28 protein-coding genes are annotated in these 25,834 nt (G+C 72.1%); 10 read left to right on the forward strand and 18 right to left on the reverse strand.

From position 1 onward, the window contains the following. The first annotated feature begins 29 nt into the window (after nucleotides 1-29). The 4 genes from AB0G79_RS14025 (at nucleotide 30) to AB0G79_RS14040 (ending at nucleotide 4,791) form a co-directional block, all read left to right on the forward strand. Entirely contained in the window at nucleotides 30-1,373 is a 1,344-nt protein-coding gene (locus AB0G79_RS14025; protein ID WP_360805410.1) for a M20/M25/M40 family metallo-hydrolase, read from the forward strand. Between the two features lie 27 nt (nucleotides 1,374-1,400). Beyond that, nucleotides 1,401-2,705: a diaminopimelate decarboxylase gene (gene lysA, locus AB0G79_RS14030; RefSeq protein ID WP_360805413.1), complete on the forward strand. Its 1,305-nt coding sequence runs from the start codon at nucleotides 1,401-1,403 to the stop codon at nucleotides 2,703-2,705. A gap of 152 nt (nucleotides 2,706-2,857) precedes the next feature. Then, entirely contained in the window at nucleotides 2,858-4,183 is a 1,326-nt protein-coding gene (locus tag AB0G79_RS14035; protein ID WP_360805416.1) for a diaminopimelate decarboxylase, read from the forward strand. A gap of 83 nt (nucleotides 4,184-4,266) precedes the next feature. Beyond that, nucleotides 4,267-4,791 (forward strand): hypothetical protein, encoded by a 525-nt coding sequence (locus AB0G79_RS14040; RefSeq protein WP_360805419.1) that lies wholly within the window; start codon nucleotides 4,267-4,269, stop codon nucleotides 4,789-4,791. Here AB0G79_RS14040 and AB0G79_RS14045 read toward each other — a convergent pair. The 10 genes from AB0G79_RS14045 to sigK form a co-directional block, all read right to left on the reverse strand. After that, nucleotides 4,760-5,155 (reverse strand): hypothetical protein, encoded by a 396-nt coding sequence (locus tag AB0G79_RS14045; RefSeq protein ID WP_360805422.1) that lies wholly within the window; start codon nucleotides 5,153-5,155, stop codon nucleotides 4,760-4,762. The genes AB0G79_RS14040 and AB0G79_RS14045 overlap by 32 nt on opposite strands. A gap of 48 nt (nucleotides 5,156-5,203) precedes the next feature. Continuing rightward, complete coding sequence (locus AB0G79_RS14050; RefSeq protein WP_360805425.1) at nucleotides 5,204-5,965, reverse strand: alpha/beta fold hydrolase; 762 nt, start codon at nucleotides 5,963-5,965, stop codon at nucleotides 5,204-5,206. A 1-nt stretch (nucleotide 5,966) separates the two neighbouring features. Next, on the reverse strand, nucleotides 5,967-6,794 hold the full coding sequence (locus tag AB0G79_RS14055; RefSeq protein WP_360805428.1) for a DUF1295 domain-containing protein: 828 nt from the start codon (nucleotides 6,792-6,794) through the stop codon (nucleotides 5,967-5,969). Continuing rightward, nucleotides 6,791-8,077, reverse strand: a complete 1,287-nt coding sequence (locus AB0G79_RS14060; protein WP_360805431.1) for a cyclopropane-fatty-acyl-phospholipid synthase family protein — start codon at nucleotides 8,075-8,077, stop codon at nucleotides 6,791-6,793. Before AB0G79_RS14060 ends, AB0G79_RS14055 begins: the two co-directional genes overlap by 4 nt. Next, a complete protein-coding gene (locus AB0G79_RS14065) occupies nucleotides 8,074-9,408 on the reverse strand; it encodes a cyclopropane-fatty-acyl-phospholipid synthase family protein (protein WP_360805434.1) in 1,335 nt (444 codons plus the stop codon). The genes AB0G79_RS14060 and AB0G79_RS14065 overlap by 4 nt, the downstream gene beginning before the upstream one ends. Next, nucleotides 9,405-10,172 (reverse strand): DUF1365 domain-containing protein, encoded by a 768-nt coding sequence (locus AB0G79_RS14070; RefSeq protein ID WP_360805437.1) that lies wholly within the window; start codon nucleotides 10,170-10,172, stop codon nucleotides 9,405-9,407. The genes AB0G79_RS14065 and AB0G79_RS14070 overlap by 4 nt, the downstream gene beginning before the upstream one ends. Further along, complete coding sequence (locus AB0G79_RS14075) at nucleotides 10,169-11,434, reverse strand: FAD-dependent oxidoreductase (protein WP_360805440.1); 1,266 nt, start codon at nucleotides 11,432-11,434, stop codon at nucleotides 10,169-10,171. Before AB0G79_RS14075 ends, AB0G79_RS14070 begins: the two co-directional genes overlap by 4 nt. Nucleotides 11,435-11,685: 251 nt before the next feature. Next, complete coding sequence (locus AB0G79_RS14080; RefSeq protein ID WP_360805442.1) at nucleotides 11,686-11,937, reverse strand: redoxin domain-containing protein; 252 nt, start codon at nucleotides 11,935-11,937, stop codon at nucleotides 11,686-11,688. 37 nt (nucleotides 11,938-11,974) lie between these two features. Then, nucleotides 11,975-12,724: an anti-sigma factor gene (locus tag AB0G79_RS14085; RefSeq protein WP_360805445.1), complete on the reverse strand. Its 750-nt coding sequence runs from the start codon at nucleotides 12,722-12,724 to the stop codon at nucleotides 11,975-11,977. Next, nucleotides 12,721-13,245, reverse strand: coding sequence for an ECF RNA polymerase sigma factor SigK (gene sigK, locus AB0G79_RS14090; protein WP_360805920.1), 525 nt, complete (start codon nucleotides 13,243-13,245; stop codon nucleotides 12,721-12,723). The genes AB0G79_RS14085 and sigK overlap by 4 nt, the downstream gene beginning before the upstream one ends. A 438-nt stretch (nucleotides 13,246-13,683) precedes the next feature. Between sigK and AB0G79_RS14095 the strand changes: the two genes are divergently transcribed. From AB0G79_RS14095 to AB0G79_RS14110, 4 genes are all read left to right on the forward strand, one after another. Then, nucleotides 13,684-13,923, forward strand: coding sequence for a chaplin (locus tag AB0G79_RS14095; protein WP_360805448.1), 240 nt, complete (start codon nucleotides 13,684-13,686; stop codon nucleotides 13,921-13,923). Nucleotides 13,924-15,022: 1,099 nt separating this feature from the next. Next, nucleotides 15,023-15,469, forward strand: a complete 447-nt coding sequence (locus tag AB0G79_RS14100; RefSeq protein ID WP_360805923.1) for an MMPL family transporter — start codon at nucleotides 15,023-15,025, stop codon at nucleotides 15,467-15,469. Further along, a complete protein-coding gene (locus AB0G79_RS14105) occupies nucleotides 15,466-17,040 on the forward strand; it encodes a molybdopterin-dependent oxidoreductase (protein WP_360805451.1) in 1,575 nt (524 codons plus the stop codon). Before AB0G79_RS14100 ends, AB0G79_RS14105 begins: the two co-directional genes overlap by 4 nt. 85 nt (nucleotides 17,041-17,125) lie before the next feature. Beyond that, entirely contained in the window at nucleotides 17,126-17,776 is a 651-nt protein-coding gene (locus tag AB0G79_RS14110; RefSeq protein WP_360805454.1) for a fasciclin domain-containing protein, read from the forward strand. Between the two features lie 662 nt (nucleotides 17,777-18,438). Here the strand turns inward: AB0G79_RS14110 and AB0G79_RS14115 are convergent. Then, nucleotides 18,439-18,981 carry an HAD domain-containing protein gene (locus AB0G79_RS14115; RefSeq protein ID WP_360805457.1) on the reverse strand — a complete coding sequence of 181 codons (543 nt, stop codon included), beginning with the start codon at nucleotides 18,979-18,981 and terminating at the stop codon, nucleotides 18,439-18,441. A 54-nt stretch (nucleotides 18,982-19,035) separates the two neighbouring features. On the opposite strand from AB0G79_RS14115, the gene AB0G79_RS14120 reads away from it, so the two are divergent. Then, the gene (locus AB0G79_RS14120; RefSeq protein ID WP_360805460.1) at nucleotides 19,036-19,362 is read left to right on the forward strand and encodes an SH3 domain-containing protein; all 327 of its coding nucleotides are present in this window, start codon (nucleotides 19,036-19,038) and stop codon (nucleotides 19,360-19,362) included. A gap of 53 nt (nucleotides 19,363-19,415) precedes the next feature. Here AB0G79_RS14120 and AB0G79_RS14125 read toward each other — a convergent pair whose 3' ends face one another. From AB0G79_RS14125 to AB0G79_RS14155, 7 genes are all read right to left on the reverse strand, one after another. After that, nucleotides 19,416-19,634 carry a DUF3027 domain-containing protein gene (locus AB0G79_RS14125; protein WP_360805463.1) on the reverse strand — a complete coding sequence of 73 codons (219 nt, stop codon included), beginning with the start codon at nucleotides 19,632-19,634 and terminating at the stop codon, nucleotides 19,416-19,418. Nucleotides 19,635-19,730: 96 nt separating this feature from the next. Further along, entirely contained in the window at nucleotides 19,731-20,075 is a 345-nt protein-coding gene (locus tag AB0G79_RS14130) for a hypothetical protein (RefSeq protein ID WP_360805466.1), read from the reverse strand. Nucleotides 20,076-20,143: 68 nt separating this feature from the next. Then, nucleotides 20,144-20,563, reverse strand: a complete 420-nt coding sequence (locus AB0G79_RS14135) for an FKBP-type peptidyl-prolyl cis-trans isomerase (protein ID WP_360805469.1) — start codon at nucleotides 20,561-20,563, stop codon at nucleotides 20,144-20,146. A 93-nt stretch (nucleotides 20,564-20,656) separates the two neighbouring features. Continuing rightward, entirely contained in the window at nucleotides 20,657-21,502 is an 846-nt protein-coding gene (locus AB0G79_RS14140; protein WP_360805472.1) for an aldo/keto reductase, read from the reverse strand. A 120-nt stretch (nucleotides 21,503-21,622) separates the two neighbouring features. Then, the gene (locus AB0G79_RS14145) at nucleotides 21,623-22,060 is read right to left on the reverse strand and encodes a heme-binding protein (RefSeq protein WP_360805475.1); all 438 of its coding nucleotides are present in this window, start codon (nucleotides 22,058-22,060) and stop codon (nucleotides 21,623-21,625) included. A gap of 46 nt (nucleotides 22,061-22,106) precedes the next feature. Beyond that, entirely contained in the window at nucleotides 22,107-23,375 is a 1,269-nt protein-coding gene (locus AB0G79_RS14150) for an MFS transporter (RefSeq protein WP_360805478.1), read from the reverse strand. Nucleotides 23,376-23,814: 439 nt separating this feature from the next. Beyond that, nucleotides 23,815-24,282 (reverse strand): MarR family transcriptional regulator, encoded by a 468-nt coding sequence (locus AB0G79_RS14155; protein WP_360805481.1) that lies wholly within the window; start codon nucleotides 24,280-24,282, stop codon nucleotides 23,815-23,817. A 187-nt stretch (nucleotides 24,283-24,469) separates the two neighbouring features. Here AB0G79_RS14155 and AB0G79_RS14160 point away from each other — a divergent pair, with 187 nt between their 5' ends. Then, nucleotides 24,470-25,429 (forward strand): LysR family transcriptional regulator, encoded by a 960-nt coding sequence (locus tag AB0G79_RS14160; protein ID WP_360805484.1) that lies wholly within the window; start codon nucleotides 24,470-24,472, stop codon nucleotides 25,427-25,429. Nucleotides 25,430-25,834 lie beyond the last annotated feature (405 nt).

A 25,834-nucleotide genomic window follows, 5' to 3' on the forward strand; every position in this document is an offset into this window, starting at 1 on the left:
CTCGCCCGACCGACCCCGCGGAGCAGCTTGTGACCGCCACCAGACGACCAGGTCTGCACGACGGCTACGCCACCGACGTCGCCGAACTGTGCTCGGACCTCCTGCGCATCGACACCACCAACCCCGGAGACGGATCGGGGCCCGGCGAGCGGCAAGCCGCGGAGTACGTGGCCGAAGCCCTGGAGGCGGCCGGTGTCCGTGCCACCCTGACCGAACCCCGGCACCGCCGCACCAGCGTCCTGGCCCGGATCGACGGCGAGAACCGCGACCTGCCCCCGCTGCTCGTCCACGGACACCTCGACACCGTGCACGCCGAGCCCCGCGACTGGACGCTGCACCCCCTTTCCGGAGACCTCCACCACGGCTGCCTGTGGGGGCGCGGCGCGGTCGACATGAAGGGAACGCTCGCCATGACCCTCGCCCTGGTGCGCGCCTGGGCGCGCACGGGGCAGAAACCGCGACGCGACCTGGTCCTCGCCTTCCTCGCGGACGAGGAGTCGACCGGCGAGTACGGGTCCCGTCACGTCACGACCGCGCACCGGGACCACTTCGCCGGCGTCGAGGAGGCGATCAGCGAGTCCGGCGGCTTCTCGATCACGACGAGGACCGCCCCCACCGGACCGGACGCCCGCGTGTACCCCATCGCCGTCGGAGAGCGCGGCACCGCGTGGATGCGGCTCACCGCCCACGGCACCGCGGGACACGGCTCGGGCCCCGGACAGGACAACGCGGTGGCGGAGCTGATCCACGCCCTCTCCCGGCTCACCACCCACCGCTGGCCCACCCGCCTCGTCCCTGCCGTCCGCACCCTGCTCGACGCCCTCGACCGGACCCTCGGGATCCGAATCGACCGCGATCGGCTGGAGGAGGAGGCGAACCGCCTCGGCGGACTCGGTGAACTGTTCGACTGCACCATCCGCAACACTCTCAACCCCACCGTGCTGACAGCCGGCCACAAGGTCAACGTCATCCCCTCACGCGCCCACGCCGAGGTCGACGGCAGGTTCCTGCCCGGCGAACAGAACGCCTTCGTGGAGACCGTCGACCGGCTCCTCGGACCGAAGGTGACACGGGAGTTCATCAACTGCGAAGAGGCCGTCGCCGCCGATCACGAAGGGCCGGCCTTCGGCGCGATGGCCGAAGCGATCCGCAGCCAGGACCCCCAGGCCCACCCCGTGCCGTTCATCCAGTCCGGGGGGACCGACGCCAAGGCCTTCGCGAGGATCGGCATCAGCACCTACGGCTTCGCACCCCTCCTGCTCGACCCCCACCTGCACTACTACGCCATGTTCCACGGAGTGGACGAGCGGGTGCCCCTGTCCGGCCTCGAATTCGGCGTCCGTGTCCTCCACCGGTTCCTCACCGCCCACTGAGCGCCATTCCGAAGGGCAGACCCCACCATGCACATCCCTCCGCACCTGTGGCCCGCCACGACCACGAGCGGCATCGACGGCCTGGAGATCGGCGGCGTGCTCCTGAGCGACGTCGCCGAGGAGTTCGGCACCCCGGCCTTCGTCCTCGACGAGGACGACTTCCGCGCCCGCTGCCGGTCCTGGCGCGCGGCCTTCACCGGCCACGACGTCTTCTACGCCGCCAAGGCGTTCCTCTGCCACCAGGTCGCCACCTGGCTGAAGGACGAAGGCCTGGGAATCGACGTCTGCTCCGCGGGCGAGCTGCGCACGGCGCGGCGCGCGGGGATCCCGGGATCCTCGGTGATCTTCCACGGCAACAACAAGTCGGTGGCCGAACTGGCGGAAGCCGTCGACCACGGCGTCTCCCTCGTCGTCGTCGACTCCCACGACGAGATAGCCCGGCTGTCGGACATCGCCACCCACCGGGGCACGCGACAGCAGGTCCTCGTCCGCGTCACACCCGGCGTGGAGGCGCACACCCACGCCCACATCACCACGGGCACCGACGACCAGAAGTTCGGCTTCTCCCTGTCCACCGGAAGCGCCCACCGCGCCATCTCCCACGCCCTGGGCGCGTCCGGCCTGGAGCTCGTGGGCCTGCACAGCCACCTCGGCTCCCAGATCCTGCGTCCCGACGTCTTCGAGACGGCCGCCGACCGGCTCGTCGGCCTGATGGCCGACACCGCACGCACCCACGGCACGCTCCTACGGCGACTCGACCTGGGCGGAGGCCTGGGCATCGCCTACCTGCCCGACGACGAACCCCTCGACGTACGGGACCTCGCCCCCACCGTCATCGACCGGGTGCGGAAAGCCTGTGCCGGGGCGGGCGTGCCGATGCCGAGACTCGCCGTGGAGCCCGGCCGGGCCATCGCGGGACCCACGACCGTGACCCTGTACACGGTGGGCACGATCAAGCGTCAGCCCGGACTGCGGACCTGGGTCTCCGTCGACGGCGGCCTGAGCGACAACATGCGGCCCGCCCTGTACGACGCCTCCTACACGGCCGCTCTGGCGGGCCGGGACACGGCCAGGAGCACGGACGAGCCGGTCACCGTCTGCGGACGGCACTGCGAATCCGGCGACATCGTCGTGGACTCCGCCCGCCTGCCCTCCGACCTCGCCGTCGGCGACCTCCTCGCCGTCCCCGCCTCCGGTGCGTACCACCGCTCCATGGCGAACAACTACAACTCCCAGCCCCGCCCGCCCGTCGTCGCCGTCCGTGGCGGTAGGGCACGCGTCGTCGTCCGACGGGAGACGATCGACGACGTCCTGCGGCTGGACGTCCGGTGACCGGCCACCCCGAGACCGCCGCGCCGCAGCCGCCCCGGCGCCCCGGGCCCGCGCCCTCCGAGCCCTCGGAAGGGCCCGCCGGGCGCACGCCCCCCGGTTCCACCCTCCCGGGCCGGCCGGGAGCCGCACCCCTGAAAGCGAGGAAGGAAGGCATGACGCACCAGGAGAAGATCGCGTCCGTACTGCGGCGGGCGACCGCCGACGGCGTCCTGGGACCAGAGCAAACCGTCGCCGGCTTCATCGACGTCCAGGGGGTCCGCGACAGCGTCACCGCGCTCCATGAGGCCTTCGCCCACGTGCCGGACGCCCTGCACGCCTTCGCGGTCAAGGCATGCCCGCTCGTCCCGGTCCTGCGGCTGCTCGCGGACGCCGGAATGGGCTGTGAGACGGCGAGCCCGGGAGAGACCCGGCTGGCACTCGCCGCCGGGTTCGCACCCGAACGCATCGTCCTGGACTCGCCGGCCAAGACCCGCGCCGAGATCCGGGAGGCGCTCACCCTCGGGATCGCGCTCAACGCGGACAACCTTGCCGAACTCGAGCGCATCGACGCCCTGCGCCCCGCCCGCTCCCGTTCCGTCGTCGGCCTCCGCGTCAACCCCCAGGTCGGCGGCGGCACCATCGAGGCCATGAGCACGGCGACGTCGCACTCGAAGTTCGGAGTGGCCCTCGACGACCCCGGAGCCCGCGCACGGATCCTCGACGCCTTCCTGCAACGCCCCTGGCTGACCCGCCTGCACGCCCACATCGGCTCGCAGGGCTGCTCGCTGCAGCTGATCGCCCGGGGGCTCGCCACGCTGCACCGGCTTGCCGAGGAGATCGACGCGCACGTCGGCAGACGCCAGGTCACCAGCCTGGACCTGGGCGGAGGGCTGCCGGTCAACTTCTCCGACGAAACGGTCACACCGACGTTCGAGGAGTACGTACGCGCGCTCACCGACGCCGAACCGGCCCTGCTCGACGGCCGCTACCAGGTGGTCACGGAGTTCGGCCGGTCACTGCTCGCGAAGAACGGCTTCACCGCGGCGGTGGTCGAGTACGTCAAACACTCGGGCGGCCGGCGGATCGCGCTGACCCACGCCGGGGCCCAGGTGGCCCTCCGCACCGTGTTCATGCCCGACGCGTGGCCGGTCAGGATCACCGCGCACGGGCCGGACGGCCGGCCCAGGAAGACCGCGTCCGTACCGCAGGACATCGCCGGTCCCCTCTGCTTCGCCGGGGACGTGGTGGCGCACGAGCGCCTGCTGCCGGAACTCGCGGAGGGGGACCTGGTGGTGCTGCACGACACGGGCGCCTACTACTTCTCCGCCCCCTGGGCGTACAACAGCATCCCGAGGCCGGGAGTCCACGGGTTCCTGCACCGTGACGGGGAGGTCGAGCTGGCCACGGTGCGGACGCCGCAGACACCGGCGGAAGTGGTGGAGGAGAGCGGCGCGTCCCACGCGACGGCGCTCCTGACGGGGTTCGCCCCCCGGCTCTGAACGCCGAGCACCCCGCCCGCCCGTGCGGGCCTGCCGGTCGCGCCGTCGGATCAGCCCGGCCGGTAGGTTCCCACGCTCCACTCGTGCCCCTCGGGATCGAGGACCTTGCCGCGTCGCGTACCCCACTCGGTGGCCTCCGGCTCGATCACCAGGACTTCCGTTTCGAGCCGGTCGACCTGGCTGTCGCACCCGGAGCCAGGGTGTCCGTGGTGAACGAGGACTCCGCTTCCCACACCGTGACGGCCAGGGCCGCCGAGGCGCGTCTCGCCGAAAGGTACGACGCCGTCAGCGCCACCCCCAGCCAGAGCACCCTTCAGGATCGAAGCCGCCACCGCCGCACTCGCGGCGCTGCCGCTCCTTGTCCGGCGCCACCCCTTGGCCGGCGCCACCCCCTGGCCGACGCCTTCGCCTGGACCGTCGCCGCCGGCGGACTTGCGGCCCTCCTGCTCTACCGCTACGTCGACATCGGCGAACTCGGCCCCCTGCCCAGCATGGACGAACCGGCCTGGTTCACCGACAAGAATCTCGTCGTCATCGCCCAAGTGCTCACACTTGTCTCCACCTCAGTGCTCCTTCTCACCCGTCGCCGCCGGCGGGGCCACGCCTGACGTCCGGCATGCCCGCGTGGCGGGCCCAGAGAATCAGAGGGACCTGGAGGGGAAGCCGCGCATACGCGACGGCTCTTGCGGTCGTCGAGCGGTGCCGCCAGTCGTAGGCCATCTTGACGTTCGCCGGGAACACTCCGGCGAAGAACAGGGCGGTCGCGTGGGCGCTCGCCCTTCGGGTCGCCGGCAGTGCGAGACCGGCTCCCAGAGCCAGTTCGACCACGCCGCCGGCCGTGGTCCAGGCCCGGGGGCCACCCGGCAGAGAGCGCGGCACGATGGCGTCGAACTGCCGGGGCGCCACGAAGTGAGCGAGGCCCGCCGAGGCCATCAGACCGGCGAGCAGAAGCGCGGAACGAGCAGGGGACATGGGGTTCCTTCGGTCAAAAGGGCGCCGGGGCAGGCGTCCGGGAAACGTTCAGTGGCTGCGGCGCAGGCGGATCGGGTGACGTTCACCGGCGGCCGGGATGAACATGGCGGCGTCCAGCGGTCCTGCGCCCCACATTGTCTCCGGGGTGGAGGTGCTGGGCGGGGAATCCAGACCGAGGACGTCGGCTGTGCTGCGGGCGGCGAGGCTGTGCCAGAGGCGTGAGCGGCTGATCATGGTGTGGCGGCCGGCAGGCATGCGGATGGCTCGGACGCGGGCTCCGGCCGCCTCAGCGCGGCGGAGGTGGGCCCACGTGTCGGTGGCCGAGGTGATCCGGTCGGCCGGATCATGGAGGGCGATCACGGTGCGGTGCGCCAGGTGGGTGACCGGCTCGCCGGGAGGGCACCAGGGAGCGAGTGCCACGACGCCGCGGACGTGCGGATCGTCGGCGGCGCGCAGCGCGGCCCGGGCGCCCATGGAGTGCCCGAGCAGCACCACGGGCAGAGGGCCGGCCAGGTCGGCGAGTTCGGCCAGGGCCCGGCGCGTGTCGTGGACGGGGTCGGCGCGCTCGCCGTTCCAGCCGCGCATCCGGTAGCGGACGTAACCGATGAGGACGTCGGCGTGGCGGGGGTCCTGGCCGAGCGCACGGCCGAAAGCCCTCATCCGCAGGTCGGGCAGGTTGAGGGGCCGCGGTGGTGCGAGGGAGTCCGCACGTCCGCCGTGCAGGAGCAGTACCGCACCTGCGGCGGGCAGAAACCGGGGCTCGGGCAGGTGGAGAGCGGGGAAGGCGCTGCTCCGCGCGGATCCGCTCATGTCATGCGCTCCGGCTTCCCCCGCGAACGGCTTTGCGGGGTGGCAGGGGGAGGAAACCGCTGGTGCGGGCTGCGTACTCGGCGTAGCCGGGGCGGTGGGCCATGTGCTTCTCCAGGAGGCGCTTGCCGCTGCCGATGGTCAGCAGCATGGTCATGAAGACGGGGGAGACGAGCACGGCAAGGGCCGGCTGCCATGCGGTGCAGGCGAGCAGGTAGAGGCCCCACCAGACGAGGCCGTCCCCGAAGTAGTTGGGGTGCCGGGTCCAGGCCCACAGACCGCCGTCCATGATCCGGCCCCGGTTGGCGGGGTCCGCCTTGAAGCGGGCGAGCTGGTGGTCGCCGACGGTCTCGAAGGCGAGCCCTGCCGCCCATACCGCGAGAGCGCAGTACGCCAGGGCGTCCAGGGGCGCGGAGCTGTAGGAGGCGGCCTGGACGGGGAGGGAGATCAGCCAGACAAGGGCCGCCTGGCCGAGGTGGACGGTGCGTAGTGCGTAGAGGGTCCGGTTTCCGGGGGCCTTGTCGAGGAGGGCGGTGTAGCGCGGGTCCTCGCCGTGTCCGCGGGAGCGGTGGGCGATGTGGGCGGACAGTCGCAGCCCCCACAGGACGGTCGCGGCGGCGACGACCAGGCGGCGTCCGTCGTCGCCGTGCCCGGCGGACAGCATCCAGGTCACGGCGGCGACGGCGGCGAAGGCGAGCCCCCAGACGATGTCGACGATCCGGTGCAGTCCGCGGCGAACGGCGACGGCGAAGGTGGCGAGGAGCACCGCCCCGGCCGTCGCCGCGGCGGCGGCGAGGTTGACGCCGAGGCCTCCCCAGTCGGTGCTGTTCACGTCCGGCTCCCGGTGGCGTACCAGGCGGCGGGGGTGGCCGGCATGTCCGAGGCGCCTTCGCGGGTGGGCCGTACGGCGAGGATCTGGTCGACGCCCATGCGACGTTCGGAGAAGGCGAGCGACGCGCCGGCGAGGTACAGGCGCCAGATCCGGGCGGTCGTCGTCCCGACGAGGGCCTCGATGTCGCTCCAGCGCTGTTCGAGGGTGGCGCGCCAGGCGTCGATGGTGGTCGCGTAGTGCTCGCGGAGGGCCTCCACGGAACGCGTCTCCATTCCCGCTTCTTCCAGGATGTCCACGGTGCGGCCGACGGGGCGCATGTGCATGTCGGGGGCGATGTACGTCTCGATGAAGGCGCCTCCGCCGGGCGCGTGGGAACCCCGGGACATCTGCTGGACCATGAGCCGGCCCCCGGGACGCAGCACGTCGTGGAGCTTGGCGGCGAAGGCGGGGTACTCGGTGTCGCCGACGTGCTCGCCCATCTCGACGGCGGCGGCCGCGTCGTAGCCGCCGCCGTCGATGTCGCGCCAGTGCCGCAGCTGGACGTCCACGAGATCGGCCACGCCCTCGCGTGCCGCCCGCTCCGTGACGAAGTCGTGCTGGGCGCGGGACAGGGTGACCGCGGTGACACGGGCTTCGTATGCGCGGGCCGCGTGGACGGTGAGGGAGCCCCATCCGCAGCCGACGTCGAGCAGCCGATTTCCCGGACCCAAGCCGAGTTTGCGGCAGATCAGGTCGAGCTTGTCGCGCTGGGCGTCGGCCAGGGTGTAGGCCGCGTCGTCGGGCCGGGTCCAGTAGGCGCAGGAGTACGCCATCGACTCGTCGAGCAGGAGCGCGTAGAAGTCGTTGGAGAGGTCGTAGTGGTGGCTGATTCCCGCGCGGTCCCGCGCAACGCTGTGAAGACCACCGGTCAGGCGGGCCCGCCCGTCGGGGCGCTTCGGGGGCGGTCCGACGGCACCGAGGCGTACGGCGAGGGCGGTGGCCGCGGCCATCCCCGCCGGTCCGGGGCGTGTCGCGGGCCGGTCGCGGACGCTTCGGCCGGCCGTGGAGAGGGCGTCGGCGAGGTCGCCCTCGACGTCCAGGTCGCCGGTGACGTACGCCTCGGCCAGGCCGAGTTCGCCCGGTTGCCACACAAGGCGGCGCAGCGCGTCGGGCGAGCGGAGGATCACCAGGGGCGCGTCGGCGGGGCCCGTCTGGCTGCCGTCCCAGGCCCGGACGCGTACGGGGAGCGGCCCCGGGAGGAAGTGGCCGAGGAGTTGGGCGAGTCGGTCGGCGGCGGGGCTCATCGGGGGGTTCCTTCGGTGAGGAGGAGCTGGCGGACGTCGAGGTAGCGGGAGCGGAATCCGGCTTCCGAGTAGGCGAGGTAGAACTCCCACATGCGCTGGAAGACCGGGTCGAAGCCGAGGCCGGTGACGGCGGGGCGCTGGGTGGTGAACCGTTCCCGCCACAGGCGCAGGGTCTCGGCGTAGTGCTCGCCGAAGCCGTCGTCGGCGGCCGTGCGCAGGCCGGCGGCGGCGGAGTGCTCGGCGATGGCCTCGCGGGAGGGGATCAGGCCGCCGGGGAAGACGTACTTGCTGATGAAGGTGTGGGTGGCGGCGGTGTGGAGCATCTGCCGGTGGCCCATGGTGATGGCCTGCAGGGCGATCCTGCCGCCGGGGGCGAGCGCGCGGCGCAGGGCGGTGAAGTAGGCGGGCCAGTACTCGGCACCGACCGCCTCGATCATCTCGACGCTGACGACGGCGTCGTACCGCCCTTCCGCGTCGCGGTAGTCGCGCAGCTGGACGTCCACCCGGTCGGCGAGACCGGCCGCGGCGATCCGCTCGCGGGCGAGGGCGGCCTGCTCGGCGGAGAGGGTCAGGGTGGTGACCCGGGCGCCGCGGGCGGCTGCCCGCAGGGCGAGCTCGCCCCAGCCGGTGCCGATCTCCAGGAGCCGGGTGCCCTCACCAACGGCGGCGAGGTCCAGGAGCCGGTCGATCTTGCGGTGCTGGGCGGCGGCGAGGGACTCGAAGCGGGCGGGAAAGACGCCGAAGATCGCGGAGGAGTAGGTGAGGGTGGGGTCGAGGAACGCGGCGAACAGGTCGTTGGACAGGTCGTAGTGGCGCTGGATGTTGGCACGGGCCCCCTCACGGGTGTTCCGGTCCCAGGCCGGGCGGGCGGACACCCATCGGCCACGCAGCCGGCGCAGCGAAGCGGGGACCAGCTCGTCGACGTGACCGGCGAGCACGGTGAGGACGCCGGCCAGATCGTTGCTGTCCCATTCGCCTGCCACGTAGGACTCGCCGAAGCCGATCAGCCCGTCACGCCCGATGCGCCGGTAAAAGGCATCGGAGTCGTGGAGCGTCAGCTGCGGGCCCGCCGCCGAAGGACGCGTACCGGCCGGAGGACCGGTCAGGGACAACTTGTCCAGGGCCCGGCTCACCAGATACCTGGCGACGGCGGTCCGGGCGGGGCCGGCCGAGGGGATCCGCACCACGTCCGGCCAGTGGTCGGCGTCGACGTCCGAACGGCTGAGGGGCGCGGCGGTCGCGGGGCCGCCCGGCGGCGTCTGCTCGGGGACGTCGAGGGTGCGGCAGGCGAGCCGGGAGCGGCTCTCGGAGGTGAGGACGGGGCGGGTCACGACAGCATGCCTTTCTGCGGAGCGGAACGGGGACGCGGGTGCACGGGGAGTCCGCGCAGCAGCAGGTGGACGCCGTGGCGGCGGATGCCGGCCGAGACCGCCGCGGTGGACCAGGGTCTGCGCGCGGCCGCGGCCAGCAGCGCGGGCACGGTCGCGGGCCGGCGGCGGCCGCGGACGACCGCGGTGAACGCCCTGCCGTCGTCGTTCTCCAGGTGGACGGTCAGGGCCAGGCGCTCCCCGGGCAGCGGCAGACGCATCCGGTAGCGGCCCTCGACCGCGAAGAACGGCGAGACGTAGAAGGTCTTGTCCGCCATGGCCTCGTCCGCCTCGTCCGTCCGCAGCAGGTAGCAGTGGCGCTGCCCGTAGGTGTTGTGGACCTCCGCGACGACGCACACCAGGACGCCGGCGGGATCGTGGCACCAGTACACGCTCAGCGGGTTGAAGACGTACCCGAACACCCGGGCGTGCGCCAGCATCACCACCCGCCCGCCGCCCAGGTCGATGCCGTGCGCGGCGAGGAAGGCGTCGAGCCCGGCGCGGAGGGAGCCGGCGGTGCCGCCGAAGTGGTCACGGGCGTCGAACCGGGCGAGCGGACGCAGTGGCCGGGGCAGCTCCGGCAGGTGGTCGAGGTCCACGCACCACAGGTAGGTGTCGTGCCGCAGCGTGTGGTGCAGCGGCGTGCGACGGACGTGCGTGATCACGCACTCGTACAGCGCCGGCGCCTCGACCGACGTGAACGCGGCGGTCGTCCCGGTCCTGGTCACCAGCTCACCCCCAAGGAGCGGGCTGCTTCCACGCCGGAGCGGCAGCCGTCCTCGTGGAACCCCCAGCCGTGCCAGGCCCCCGCGTACGCGGTCACCCCGGTGTTGAGACGAGGCAGTTCCTTCTGCGCCGCGACCGACGTGGGCGTGTACACCGGGTGCTCGTAGACCATCCGCTCCACCACCCGGTCCGCGGCGACACCGGTATCACCACCCAGCGTGACGACGTAGCCGGAGCCTGCGGGCAGACGCTGGAGGCGCTCCATGTCGTAGCTGACGTGTACGGGTGCGGTGGAGGGCTCGCAGCCGGTCATGCGGTAGTTCCAGCTGGCCCGTGCCTTCGGAGAGCGGGGCAGGAGGGAGGTGTCGGTGTGCAGCACGGTGGGGTTGCGCGAGTACGTGAAGGCGCCCAGGAGCCGCTTCTCGTCGGGGGTGGGGTCCGCGAGCAGGCGCAGCGCCTGGTCGGGGTGCGTGGCGATGACCACGGCGTCGTACGCGTCGGTGGCGCCGTCGCCGGTGGTGACGAGGGCGCCCCGGCCCGTGCGCCGGACGGCGTCGACCGGGCTGGAGGTGCGGATGCGCTGGACGCGTTTGGCGGCGGCGGTGACGTAGGCGGTCGAGCCACCGGTGACGGTCTTCCACTGCGGGGAACCCGTGATCGACAGCAGACCGTGATGGTGCAGGAAAGCGAACAGGTAGGCGGCCGGGTACGACAGCGCGGTGCGGGCCGGGCAGGACCACACCGAGGCGACGAGCGGCAGGGCGAAGTGACGGACGAAGTAGGGGGAGAACCCGCCCTCACGCAGGAAATCCCCGAAGGTGACACCCCCATGAGCCCGGCGCGCCAGCAGCCGCCGGGCGCCCCGGTGGAAGACCGGTACCTCCGCCAGGAGCCGAAGGTACCGGGCCCGCAGGGCGGCACGGGAGGCGAACAGCCCCGCCGCGCCCCGGGCACCCGCGTACTCCAGTCCGCACCCGTCGCACCGGACCGACATGCTCATCTCGGCGTCCTGCGTGCCGATCTCCAGCTCCCGGAACAACCTCAGGAGGGTGGGGTAGGTGCGCTCGTTGTGCACGATGAACCCCGAGTCCACGGCAAGTGTCTGGCCGCCGGGGCCGGGCAGCGCACGGGTGTGGGCGTGGCCGCCGAGCCGCCCGTCCGCCTCGTACAGGGTGACCTCGTACGAGGACGCCAGGACGTAGGCGGCCGTCAGGCCCGCCACGCCGGAGCCCACGACCGCCGCCTTGCGCTGTTCGACCACCATCGCTCCCACCACTCGACACGCCGCCCGACTGCCGCGTTTCACCCGTACTTCGCAGCAGTCGGGCGATCGGATTGGCGTGACGTGTGACCGCGAGGGGGAAGGTCCGGTCGAGGAGCTGCGCCGGTTCAGCCGGCGAGGCCGGCGAGCCGGTGAGGCCGGTGAGGCCGGCGAGGCGCGTGCTCAGCGTGACGGCGGGCGGGTGGCTGGCGCCCATGGCGGTGACGTGCTTCCGGTGCAGGCGGCCGTGGCGGCTATGACGAAAACCGGCCGGCGCAGGCCGGGGCGGCACCGGCGGACTGGAGTTGGTCCAGGCCGTCGGAGTAGGAGCAGAGCTGTGCGGTGCACACCGGTGTGTCGTCGCCGGGGTGGAAGACGGGAACGAGCGGCTTGCCGCGCCGCTCGCCCAGGGTCTGGTCGCGGCGGTGGAAGGTTTCGCCGTCCCGATGTCCGCCGCGCAGGCAGAAGTCGCCGACGATGTCCGCGATCTCCGGGACGCTTGCCATGAGAGACCTCGATCGCTGATCGCTGCGGAGCACCTGGTCAGGCGGGCAGGACCATCAGCAGCAGCGGGTCGGTGGTGGGCTGGGGGGATCCTCCGTCGGGTTCGAGGGTGAGGCCGACGGCGCCCGCGTCGGCAGGGTTCCCGGCGAGGATCACCGTGCCGTCGTGGTCGATCAGACCGGCCGGGAGCATCGTGCCGTCGTGGTCGAGCCACAGCTGATAGGTCTTCCCGGCGCCGGGCGCCGGCAGGTTGGCGGCGGTGAAGACGGCCTGGTTCCGCTGCTCGGAGGAGACGACGGTGGTCAGGGCCCCGTTCGCGGCCTTGCCATGAACGGTCTGGGCGTCCGGGGCCGCCAGGACGGCACTGACCTCGTCGAGCTGCTGCTGGGCCTGGCGGGCCTGCTGTTCCAGCTCCTGTCCGTTCCGCGTCTGCCACACCGCGACGCCGCCCAGTGCGACGGCGGCCACGCCGGCGGCCAGCGCCAGGGATACGGCACGGCGGCGCAGGACGCCGCCGAGGAAGGGCGCCGTACTGGCGGCGGGAACGCGTGGGGGCAGCTGACGCACGCCGTCGACGGCGGCCATGACCTGCGCTTTGGCTCCGGGAGGCGGCGGCTGGGCGACCGCGGCCGCCAGGCGCGCCGTGGTCGCCTGGAACTCGGCGGCTTCCTGGCGGCATGCCTCGCACGTCCGGAGGTGGGCGTCGAACTCCCTGCGTTCGTCGTCGTCGAGTGCGCCCAGGGCGTAGGCGGCGGCGAGGGTGTGGGCGTCGGTGGTGTGGTGGTTCATGCGGTCACCCCCATGCAGTCGCGGAGCCGGATGAGTCCGTCGCGCATGCGTGTCTTGATGGTGGGCAGAGGCGTGCGCAGGGCTTCGGCGACTTCACGGTAGGTCAGCCCCTGGTAGTAGGCCAGGGTCACGGCCTGCCGTTGCACTTCGGTCAGGCCGCGCAGGCAGCGGCGTACCTGCTCGGACTCCAGGCGGGTCTCGACCTGTTCGCTGACCTCGTCGAAGGCGGTGGCGTGCTCGCGGGCGGCCTGGGCGTGCTCGCGGTCGGCGGCTGCCTGGGCGGAGCGGACCCGGTCCACGGACCGGCGGTGGGCGATGGTCGCCGCCCACGTCTGCACGCTGCCGGCGTCAGGCCGGTAACGGGCGGCCTGCCGCCACAAGTCGATCATGACTTCCTGGGCGACCTCCTCGGACTGCGCCCGGTCGCGCACCACTTTGAGGACGATGCCGAACACCAGGGGTGCCAGGGCGTCGTAGAGGGCGGAGAAGGCCTGCTTGTCACCGCGCGCCACCTTGCCCATGGTTTCGGTCAGGTCGCTGGGGGCGGGGCGGCCCTGGCGGCCGGCGGCGAAGGGAAGCGGCTGGTTCACCTGCGCCGCTCCGGTCGTGGTGAGAAGGCGAAGGGGCGGCCTGGGCCGGCCGTCGGGGGGCGGGGCGTCCATCGCATGCCGGTCCTCGAGTCGTCGCTGGATCGTGCCGGACCGCCCGGCGGCGGCCCGGTCCCGAAACCTGTGGGTGCTTCGTCGGTTCTTCGTAGCGGACCGGCGGGTGGATGGGTGGTGCTTCGTCACACATCCACCGCCGATTAACTCGTTCGAGGGAAGGCGGGCGCAGGCGCCAAGCCGGAGGGCGGACGGCGGCGAAGACGGTGCGTGAGGTGAGCGGAGCGACGCTCTCTCGTTCTCCTCACCGGCCGCGCGGGTTGCTCGGCCGAGGCACCTTCATGGGAGGTAGTTCACATGGTTCGTGTGCGGAATGGTCTGGCGGTGGCGCTTGCGGCCGGTGCGGTGGTCGTCGGTGGCGCGTCGATGGCATCGGCCGATGCCGGTGCACAGGGCGTGGCCGCCCACTCGCCGGGAGTCGGCTCGGGCAACCTCGTGCAGATTCCCGTTCACATCCCGGTCAACGCGTGCGGTAACACCGTCAGCGTGATCGGGCTGCTGAACCCGTCCTTCGGCAACACCTGCGTCAACGCCTGATCGAGCACCGCGAGAAGAGCTCCGGTCCGCCGCCTTCAAGACGGGGTGGCGCGGACCGTTGATCCGCCCGGAGACAGCGTGCTCCGAGCGGATCGGCCGCGGGCGGCTGTCGGCACAGCCGCCCGTGGTACCCAGGCCTCTGCCACCGGGCTACCAGGTGAGAACCGCGATGACCTGCTTGCCCCGGTCGGAGGGGCTGACGAAGAGGTCCGCCCCCAGCGCACGTACGATCCTCAGCCCCCGGCTCCCGTCTCCTTGCGCCGCCCTTCTCGATGACTCCCGGCCAGTTCCGCCGTCCCGTCGCTGACGGCCATGCCCGCCTGGCCCTGCTCCAGGCTCAAGGTGAGCGCGTAAGGTCCGGCGGCGTGGAGCACCGCGTTGCCGACCAACTCCGAGGGGATCAGTACGAGATCGTCGGCGACCTCGCGAGGGCAGGCGTCCGCCTCCTGTTCCAGGAGTCGTGCCGCGGTTTGGCGGGCCTGGCGGGCCGCGCGTTCGTCCGAGGGGCCGGGAACCCAGTGGCTGACGCTGAGGCAGGCCGTTCAGTGCTGCTTTCAGTAACGATTCGTCACGACTGTCGCGATGGATTGCCGGAATCCGGGCAAAGTCCCGAGCTGACGTCCAGGTGATCTCCAGCGCTGACTGCCATTCCTGCCCCGCTGCCGTGCCGAAGCGGATGAGAACAGCAATCAGGTGCAGTGCTCCGCCGCCGCCCGCAGCCCGCCCCCGGCAGCAGTACAGAGGGATGGCTTCGTGCTGAGGCTCCGCCGTGCAAGGCCGTACATCGTGTTGCCGTGGTGGCTGATCCTGGCTGTTGCCGCCGGCCCTTACACCGTCCGTCTCGGTGAGGTCGCGCAGACCGGCGGGGACGTGACGCTGCGGGAGCCGACGGATGATCGCCGCCGAACCCGACGGCGGGTCCGCCCGCTTGGCCGCCGTCACGAAGGCGGCGGCCTCGGTCGGCGGCACGAGCGTGCACCTGGCAGGACCCGCGGCCGCTCAAGCAGACCTGGACGCCGCCTTCTCCCAGACTGACGGCACGCTCCTTGCCGCCCGCGCCCGCGAGGAAATCGCCGAACAGCCCGACTCCCACCGGGCGATGACAGCGGCGTGCCGCGCCACAGCGCCGCCCGTGCCCGCCAGCGCCGCGACCAACGCCAACGCCAACGCCAACGCCAACGCCAACGCCAACGCCAGCGCCATGATGACGCTCGTCCTGAGCGACCTGCCCTCCGAGCGGACCCGGGGCCCGGCGGTGGCGATCGCCATGGCGTGCTGCACCGCCGTGTCGCTGGCCTTCCCGCCGGCCGTACTGGCACTGTGCGGGCGGCGCGTACTGCGGCCACCTCGGCCCCCGCGCCTGGAGGCCCACCCGCCTCCCGGGCGACCGCGGCCCGCCCGCCACGGGCTCCTCTCCGCGCACCCGTGCCCCTGGTCGAGCCACCGCCTCCACGCCCGCCACGTAAGGCAACACCGACAAGGGACTTCACTCTTTCGGGAGTCGGACCAATCCGCCGGGCGGTGGATACCGAATGCAGCAACGTGAGCAGCCTCCGCAGCAAACTCGTCCGCGCCGCACTCGGCGCACTGGCCGGATTCCTGGCCGCGTTCACGGCTCTGGCCGTGGCCGAGCTGGTGGCCGGACTGGTCCGGCCCGCGGCCGGGCCGGTGACCGTGGTGGGCGGAGCGGTGATCGACCGGACGCCTGCCGCGGTGAAGGACTTCGCGATCCGCACGTTCGGAGAGAACGACAAGATCGTTCTCCAGCTGGGCATCCTCGCGATCCTCGCCCTCATCGCCATCGGCCTCGGCGTCCTCTCCCTGTCGCACCGACGCACCGGCGCCGCGGGGGTACTGCTGTTCGGGATCGTCGGTGCTGCCGCGGCTCTCAGCCGTCCCGATTCCACCGGCGCCGGTGACGTGCTGCCTTCGATCGCCGGAGCGGTCGCGGGAGCTGTCGCCCTGTACGTGCTGGCGACCGAAGCCGCCCCCGGTCCCGCCCCGGACGGTCAGGCAGGCAACGCGGGGTGGAACAGGCGCGGGTTCCTCACCGCGGCCGTTGTGACTGCCGTCGCCGCTACCTCGGCCGGCGCACTGGGCCGGTACTTCACCGGCAGGCAAGGCCAAGGCGCCGTCGCCTCCCGGGAGAACCTGGTGCTTCCCAAGCCGGCCTCCCCGGCCCCCGCGGTCCCGGCCGGTGTTCAGCTGAAGGTGCCCGGCATCACCGCCTTCACCACTCCCAACTCCGACTTCTACCGCGTCGACACCGCCCTGACCGTGCCCAAGGTCGACGCCGGAACCTGGCGGCTGCGGATCCACGGCAAGGGGGTCAGCCAGCCCCGCACCTACACCCTCGACCAGCTCATCGCCCGGCCGCTCGTCGAACGTGACATCACCCTGACCTGCGTCTCGAACGAGGTCGGCGGCCCCTACATCGGCAACGCCCGCTGGCTCGGCGTACCCCTCGCCGACCTCCTGGAGGAAGCCGGCGTCCGGCCGCCCTCGAAGGGCGGTCGGGCCGATCAGCTGGTGGCGCGCTCCGTGGACGGCATGACCCTCGGCTCCCCGGTCGAGGACGTGATGGACGGCCGCGACGCGATCCTCGCGGTCGGCATGAACGGCGAGCCGCTCCCGTTCGACCACGGCTTCCCCGTCCGCATGCTCGTCCCCGGCCTGTACGGCTACGTCTCGGCCTGCAAGTGGATCGAGGACATCGAGCTCACCACCTTCGACGCCTACGACCCGTACTGGGTCAAGCGGAAGTGGGCCCGCAAGGCGCCGATCAAGACCCAGTCCCGCATCGACACCCCCAAGCCCTTCGCCCGCCCGACCGCCGGAACGGTCACCGTCGCCGGTGTCGCCTGGGCCCAGCACCGCGGCATCACCCGTGTCCAGATCCGTGTCGACGACGGGCCGTGGCAGGACGCCGACCTCGCCGCACAGGCAGGCGTCGACACCTGGCGCCAGTGGTCCTACCGCTGGAACGCCACGCCCGGCGGACACAACATCACCGTCCGCGCCACCGACGGCACCGGCCAGGTCCAGACCGAACAGCGCACCCGGACCATCCCCGACGGGGCGAGCGGCCGGCACAGCGTCTTCGTCACCGTCACCTAGACCACCCGGACGGCCGCAAGGCACTCACCGGGCAGCACAACCAACCACCTCCATACCCAGAGAAAGTCCCAAGGAGCAACTGGTCATGAACAGCATGAAGATCCGCCGTACCGCGATCGCCGTCGTCGCCGCAGTCGCGCTGCCCTTCTCCCTGGCCGCGTGCTCGGACTCCGGCAGCGAGACCAAGGCCGCCCCGAGCGCGGGCGCCGAGGACGCCGCGAAGACCAGCGAGAGCACCCCCGCTGGCGACGACATGACCGACGACCAGCCCTTCGGCCCGGCCTGCGCCGGGGTGCCGAAGGAAGGCGCGGGCTCCTTCGACGGCATGGCCAAGGACCCGGTCGCCACCGCCGCGTCGAACAACCCGGCCCTGTCCACCCTCGTGACCGCCGTCAAGCAGGCCGGACTCGTCGACACCCTCAACAACGCGGAGAACATCACGGTCTTCGCGCCGACCAACGACGCCTTCGCCAAGATCCCGAAGGCCGACCTCGACAAGGTCCTCGCCGACAAGGCCACCCTCACCAAGATCCTCACCTACCACGTCGTCGGCCAGCAGCTCACCCCCAAGCAGCTGGAGAACGGCTCCTTCGAGACCCTCCAGAAGGGCATGATCACCACCACCGGCTCCGGCGAGTCCTACAAGGTCAACGACACCGCCAACGTGGTCTGCGGCAACGTGAAGACCGCCAACGCCAACGTCTACATCATCGACACCGTCCTCATGCCCAAGTAGGGCTTCGCGCACGGTCCGCACGTCACGGTGGCCCTGCGCCCTTCTTCCTAGGAAGGGCGCAGGGCCACCGGCATGACCACGCCCCGGCAGCCGGACCGCGTGCCTGGGCTCGGCAGGGTGCCGCGCCCAGGCCGGCTGCGGTCGGGGGCTACTCGAACCATTCTCCGGTTCCTCCCGCCGATCCCCCCGACGTGCAGGGATGCCGCCCACAGCGACGGCGTACGCGGAAGGGCACCCCGCCGTGCCCTGATCACCGCGAGCAGGCTGACGGCCGAACGCCCGCAGCCGAGTGTGCCGTCGGGCCGGAGCAGCCCCCGGTAGAAGGCCGAAGCGGTCTCGACGCTCTCGTCGTCGTACGCCTTCCAGAGCATGCGGATCACCTGCCGGACCCCATCAACGGGAACGCCGAGACGAGGTGGATCGACTCGTCCGCCAGGTCGTCGGGGGTGCTGACTGCCGTCTCGCATGCTGACGGGTCGCGTCCACCTCAGGATCCGCCGCCCGTCCCCAGCAGCTCCGCCGACGCCCCGTCTGTGGGGCGCGCAGTACGTCACGCCCGGCGCCGCGGCCCTCCGGCTGGTCCACGGCCTCGTCGTCCTGGCCGGCGTCCTCGCGGCGACCGGAGCGGGCCTCCTGCCCCCTGGGCCCGCCGCACCACGAGTTCACGGTGTTCGCAGTCGTCGTAGCCAGGCGTCGAGGGCGCTGTAGTCGTCGTCGGTCAGGCCTCGGCGCGGGTCGACGCGATGGAGGAGGGCCGGGGCGGGGTGGTGGGCTGTGACCCAGGCGCGGTCGGTGTCCGTGATCTCGTCGTCTACCCAGACGAAGGGGCGTCCCGCTGCCCACTCGACGAGGGGGCGGGTCTTCCAGTGCAGTCCGTTTCGGCGGTCGGACTCTTCCAGCTCGTCGTGGTCGGACGGGTCGGGCCAGGTCACGACGTTCAGCGGAGGCAGACCGATGCGCGGTGCGATGCAGTCGTTGGCGTCCGTCGTCCACGTCGTCGCCCAGACCACGTCGCAGGGAAGCGCCGCCAGACGGGGACCGTGTGCGGGATTGATCCTCGACAGCAGGGGATTTTCGTCGGGCTCGGCGAGTACGTCGCTCGCCGTCGCCTTATAGGTCGGGTAGGGCCGGGCGTCGGCGCCAAAGGGGATGAGCGGTCCGTCGACATCGAGAAAGAGCAGGGGGCGCTGTGGAGAGCCGTTCACGGACGGACGATAGCCGCATCCGTAACGTGCGAGGGCCGTCCGAGTTGGTAGGGCATGCGCTCCTTGATCTTTCCGGCCCTTGCCGCCACGCTCCTCTCCGCCGTCGTCGCCGGCTCCGCGCCCGCTCTCGCCGCTTCCGGGTTCAATCCCTGCGGCTACGACGTCAGTGCCGACACCGTGAACCTCCGTACCGGTGCCGGGACGCGGTTCGCCTCGCTCGGGCACTTGCGGAAGGACGACGACGTGACGGTCGACCGGGCCAGTGGTGACTGGTACCACGTCACCCTGGCCGAGAAGTCCCGCGGCGGGCTGGCCGAGGGGACTGTCGGCTGGGTGCACAAGGACTACGTGAAGCCGTCTGTGTGCATGCGCCTGGACTAGGAGCCGAGTCTGTGTCCGGCGGAACCCTGCGCGAGGTCTGATCCTGGACGACCTCAGCCGAAGGTGCCGTCGGCTCGGGCGATGAAGCGTTCGCAGCCGTCGTGCTCGAAACGCACCCGTCCGTCGAACGGCGAGCTGGCGCGGACGCACGCTCCCCAGTCCAGTCCCAGCTCACCGCTCAGCGCGATCCAGAACCTGCATCCGCCGCACTGCTCGTCGAACCACCCATCCTGGTAGCCAGGGTCCCCGGTGGCACGGTTGAGCAGCCGCAACCAGCGCTCGTGAACTTCGTCGCCGTCTCCACCGTTGCCCTTTGTCCGCCGCCCGCCTCGTTCCAACGCCCCCGCCCTCCGGTCGAATTCGCAAGGTCAATCTGCCCGGAGTCCGGCGATCTGGGTGTGCGCCGGACCTGAGTCGTAGCGGTCGAGGAACGCGTTCACCGGGACCTCGAGTGCGTGCAGTTGGGAGAACACCTCCGTACCCGCGCCCAGCTCCTCGTCGCCGTCGGCGATCCGGTAGGCCTGCACCAAGTCGAGGACTTCGAGGCCTCCTTCCCTGGCGTACGCGGCCGACTCCCGCTCGGCCAGGTCGATGGCCTCGTCGAGCGACCGGGCGCGGAACAGCACGACACGCTCCTCGAAGGGGCGGTCCTCCCAGGTCAGCCACCTGTAGAAGGTTCTGGCGCTGTACCACGCCTTCGGCTCTTGCCTCATCGCCGGTCCGCCGTCCCCTCGTGCGAAAAGCGTGATCATCCCACAGGCGGATCCGCCCCGGCGCGGTGTCAGACCGCCACCGACAGGAGGTCCACGACGAAGACCAGCGTCGAGCCCGGCGGGATCGCCGGGGTGGGGGACTGGTTGCCGTAGCCCAGGCGCGGGGGGACGACGATCTCCCGCCGGCCCCCGACCTTCATGCCCCTGATGCCCCGGTCCCAGCCCTTGATGACCCGGCCCCCGCCCACGGCGAACTTGAACGGCTCCCCGCGGTCCCAGGAGGCGTCGAACTCCTTGCCCGACGCGAACGTCACCCCCACGTAGTGCACCCGTACGACCCTGCCGGGCTTCGCTTCCAGGCCGTCGCCGACGACGAGGTCGCGGACGGTCAGCTCGGTCGGCGCCTCGCCCTCCGGGAGAATGATCTCGGGCTTCGTCGGCTCGTGGGGGTCGGGGGCGGGGTCGTGGTTGTGGTCGTGTTCGGTCATCGCTGCGGCCTCGCTTCTCGGTGCGCCTGGTCGCGCCACGCGGCCAGGTGCACACGCTAACCGCCCCGACCCCTCCCGTGCCGGACGGTCGGGTCAGTTGAGGTCGTCCGGGTGCGGGCCCGTCCGCAGGTCGTCGTCGAGGGCGGACAGGGCCCGCATCTCCTCGTCGGCGAGCGTGAAGTCGAAGACGTCGAAGTTCTCGCGGACGCGTGCGGGGGTGACCGACTTCGGGATGACGATGTTCCCGAGCTGGAGGTGCCAGCGCAGGACGACCTGCGCGGGCGACTTGCCGTGGCGGGCTGCCAGTTCGCCGATCGCGCGGTCGTCGAGGACCGCACCCTGCGCGAGCGGGCTCCACGCTTCCGTGGCGATGCCGTGCTCGGCGTGGAAGGCGCGCAGTTCGGCCTGCTGGAGGGCCGGGTGCAGTTCGATCTGGTTGACGGCCGGGGTCAGCGTCGAACCGGAGAGGAGCCGCTGCAGGTGGGCCGGCTGGAAGTTGGACACGCCGACGGCGCGGACGCGGCCTTCCTGGGCGAGGCGTTCGAGGGCGCGCCAGGAGTCGGCGTACTGGTCGCGGGCGGGGGCCGGCCAGTGGATCAGGTACATGTCGACGTAGTCCAGGCCCAGCTTGGCGAGGCTGTCGTCGAAGGCGCGCAGCGTGGCCTCGTACCCCTGGTCGGCGTTCCACAGCTTGGTGGTGACGAAGAGTTCCCCGCGCGGCAGCCCGGAGGCGGCGAGGGCGCGGCCGACGCCGGTCTCGTTGCCGTAGATGGCGGCGGTGTCGATGCTGCGGTAGCCGGTCTCGAGCGCGGTGGTGACGGCGGCGGTGGTCTCGTCGTCGGGGACCTGGAAGACGCCGAAGCCGAGCTGGGGGATCTCGACACCGTTGTTCAAGGTGACGGTGGGGACGGCGGGGGTGGTGGGCGTGGTGGAGGTCATGGGGGTGCCTTCTCGGGTGCTGGGCGAGGGGGAGGGGGAGGGGGGAGGGAGAGGGGGAGGAGGTGGAAATGGAGGGGGTACAGGCTTCCGCGCGGTGCGGGGTTCCCGCGCGGTACGGGGCTACCGCGCGAGGCCCTCCAGGGCGGTGGCGGCGAACGCGTCGTCCTGTTCGGGCGCGCCGCCGCCCACGCCGATGGCCCCGACGAGACGGCCGTCGCGGTGGATCGGGATGCCGCCGGCGATGAACAGCAGGGGCCGGTCGAGCGCGGTGGGCAGGGAGTGGAACGGACCGTCGGGCTTGACGAGGTCGACGAGCTCCGCGGTCGGGGCGCCCAGCTGGAGCGCGGTGTACGCCTTGCGCGTGCTGGTCTCGCCCGATATCAGGACCGCCCTGTCGTCGCGGCGGAAGGCGAGCAGGTGACCACCCGCGTCCAGGACGGTGACGCTGACCTGTACGCCGGCCGCTTCGGCGGCGCGGTGGGCGGCGTCGACCAGGACGTCGGCCTCCACCGTCGTGAGGGGCGTGACGGATGCGACGGAGGCGAGGGGCGTGGACATGGCGCTTTTCCTTCGAAGGGGGAGAGGGGGGGAAGGGTGGGGGTGGTCAGTGGCGTACGGGGATGCGGGCGGAGCGGACGGCACCGTCGGTGCCGGTAGCGGTGCCGGTAGCGGTAGTGGTGCGGGCACCCGCGCTGTTCCGCGCGTCCGCCGCCCTGTCGCGGCGCTCCAGCGCGGCGGACAGGAACGCGAGGCCGAGCGCGGAGGCGGCGAGGAGGGCGCCGACCCAGTTGGGTGCGGTGTAGCCGAGACCGGCGGAGATGACGAGCCCGCCCAGCCAGGCGGCGAGCGCGTTGCCGAGGTTGAAGGCGCCGATGTTGACGGCCGAGGCCAGGGTCGGAGCGCCGTGCGCCTGGTCGAGGACACGCTTCTGCAGCGGCGGTACGGTCGCGAAGCCGAGCGCCCCGACGAGCAGGACGGTGATCGCGGCGAGCACCTTGTTGTGCGCGGACACGGTGAACAGTGCGAGGACGAGCGCGAGGCCGCCCAGGGTGACGTACAGGAGGGGCATGAGCGCGCGGTCGGCGTACCGGCCGCCGAGCAGGTTGCCGAGGAACATGCCGACGCCGAAGAGGACGAGCAGCCAGGTCACGGCGCCGTCGGAGTAGCCGGCGGCGTGGGTCATCATCGGCGCGATGTAGGTGATCGCGGCGAAGACACCACCGAAGCCGAGGACGGTCATCGCCATGGCGAGCAGCACCTGCGGGTTGCGCAGGGCGGCGAGCTCCGCCCGGACGTGCGCGCCCTCGGGACGGGGCATGGCGGGGATGAGCCGGGCGATGCCGAGCAGCCCGACGAGGCCGAGCGCGGCGACGATCGCGAAGGTGGTGCGCCAGCCGACCGTCTGCCCGATGTACGTGCCCAGGGGAACGCCGACGATGTTGGCGACGGTCAGGCCGGTGAACATGGTCGCGATGGCGGCGGCCTTCTTGTTCGGGGCGACCAGGTCGGCGGCGACGACGGAGCCGATGCCGAAGAACGAGCCGTGGGCGAGGGAGGCGACCACGCGGCCGGTGAGCATGAGGCCGAAGGTCGGGGCGAGCGCGGACAGCAGGTTGCCGAGCACGAACAGGCCCATGAGCAGCATGAGCATGCGCTTGCGGCTGACCTTGGCGCCGAACACGGTCAGGAGGGGCGCGCCGACGACGACGCCGAGCGCGTAGCCGGTGACCAGCAGTCCGGCGGTGGGGATGGTGACGCCGTAGTCGGCGGCGATCTCGGGCAGCAGGCCCATGATCACGAACTCGGTGGTCCCGATGCCGAAGGCCCCGATGGTCAGCGCGAGGAGAGCGAGGGGCGTGGAGGGCCCCTTCACGGAATTGCTTGAACGATCCCTTTGCATGCTTCGACAATAGTTGCATACGCGCTATAAAAGCAAACGCGGGTCAGTGGTCCGGGTCGCGCGGGAGGCGGTGGGTGGGAGGCCGGACACGGGACGCAGCACGCACTCCCTCCCGCGCCCGGGCGGGCGCCGGGCGGGGGTACGGGCGACGCCTCCCCGGCGGTCCGAGGGGTGCGGGGGAGGGGGATCACGTTGCCGAGGGAGCTGCTGGCGGCTACTGGGGCCTGGCACGGCCGGAAAACGGCACGACTGAACCGTCGACCGCGCTGTGCGGCGATCGGCGGTCAGCGGTCAGCGGTCGGCGGTCGGCGGTCTGCGATGCGAGCGGGCTCGCGCCAGGAGCGCCGGCGGGCTCGTGTCAGGAGCGAGTCGCGGTCGGCGGCGACGACGTCGCCGGGGCGGCGGGACCGTGTCAGGCGCGGAGCGACGGGGCCTCGACGGCCTCGACGGCGGCGACCAGGGAGGCCAGCTCGGGGTTCTTCGCGGCCTCGTCGAGGGCCTCGCGGAGGGCGGCGTCGTTGGTCGGCCGGGCCTCGTCGAGGAGCTTGAGCCCGGCGTCGGTGACGTTGGTGTAGATGCCGCGGCGGTCGGTCGGGCACAGGTAACGCGAGAGCAGTCCGCGGTCCTCGAGGCGGGACACGAGACGCGTGGTGGCGCTCTGGCTCAGGACGACCGCGTCCGCGACCTGCTTCATCTGCAGGTGTCCGCCGTCGCCGTCGTGCTGGCGGCTGAGCACGTCGAGCAGGGAGTACTCGCGCACGCTCAGGTCGTGCCGGGACTGCAGGGCGCGCTCGATGTGCGACTCGATCCGGCCGTGCAGCAGGAAAAGGGCACCCCAGCCACTGGCGAGGGCGGTGAGCGCGGGGTCCGTGGCGGTCATGGGGCCTGTCTCCTCTCTCGTACGACGCCACCAGCATAAGCTGCCGACGCAAATACAGGCCAGTGTCAATAGAAGGCGGCTGCAAACAATCGCGGCGGGGAAGGAGCCGGCTCGGGCGGGGCGGCGTCGGGCCCCGAGCGGTGACCAGCCCCGTCGGGCGTAACCGCCGCCTGCATATGCTGCTGAAGTGCAGCTGGAATTGAGACATCTTGAAGCTGTCTGCCGGATAGCGGAGGCAGGCAGTCTGAGCCGTGCGGCGGCCCTGCTCGGGGTGTCCCAGCCGGGTCTTTCGGCCCAGCTCCGGCGGATCGAGCGGGTCGCGGGCGGTGAGCTGTTCGTGCGCGGCCAGCACGGTGTGGTGCCGACTCCTCTCGGCAAGTTCGTGCTCTCCAAGGCGGAGCGGGTCCTGCGCGAGATGGACGCGCTCGCGGCCGGCACCCGGGCGGCCGTCCCGCATCCGACCCTGAGGCTCGGCTCCATCCTGCTCGTCCTGACCGACGGGCTCTTCGGCCACCTGGAGCGGGAGCTTCCGGGGCACGAGATCGAGTTCAGCATCGAGCAGTCGGTCACCACGCTCACCCGCATGCTCGGCGCGGAACAGTACGACGCGATCATGTACGGCGAGGTCGCCGAGTACGAGGTGCCGTTGCCCGACGGCATGGCTGTTCGCACCCTCATCCCCAAGGAGCCGGCCTGCGTGCGCGTGGCGGCCACCCACCCCCTGGCGGGGCGGGAGCAGGTCGCCCTCGCCGAGTTGGCGGAGGAGACCTGGCTGTCGTCCGCCGAGGACGACGACGGCAGTCCGGAGGCCATGGTCGAAGCCTGCCGCAGGGCCGGCTTCGTGCCGAGGTTCCGCTACCGGATCGCCGACCGCAAGATGCGCTACGACCTGATCGCCACCGGACGGTTCGTCTCCCTGAGCCAGCCGACCTCACCGTACGCCGAGGGCACGGTCCTGCTCCCGCTGGCGGGCGACCCGATCACCGGCCGCATCCGCGTCGCCTGGAACCGTGCCGCGCTTTCCGACGACCGAGCCCGCCTCCTGTACCGCGCGGCCGGACGCGCGTACCTCGACGGCGTCCCGTACAACACCTTCTACCGCTCCTGGTGGGCGTCCCGGCCGGAGCTGCACCCGAACCTCGACTGACGGGGAGAGCCGCGCCGCCCGCCCCGGCGCGCACGCTCCGTCGGCGGCGACCCGCCTGGCCGGGAGGGAGAGCGGCCCGCTTAGTGTGGCGCTGTCGGCCAGGCGGTGAGCGCCGGCTCCACGGCCGCGGCCAACTGGTCGGCGGTGGCGCCGTCCTGGGCCCCCTCCGAGAGTCCCTGCAGGACGACGGCGAAGTGGTCGGCCGGCGCCCGAGGGCCTGCTCGGGCGGGTAGTTCTCCCGCTCGCCGCGCCTCCCGCAGGCGGGGTTTGGGACCTCTTGTCCCCGAAGGCCGCGTAGAGGCTCCCCGAGCGGATCCCCGTCGCCTCGGTCAGGTCGCCGATGGACACGCGCACGCGGCCTCCCGCCCGCGGGGACTCGCCGGTCGGAACGCTCGGAAGCCTGGG

It is taken from the genome of Streptomyces sp. NPDC020807, assembly GCF_040641575.1.
Lineage (GTDB): Bacteria > Actinomycetota > Actinomycetes > Streptomycetales > Streptomycetaceae > Streptomyces.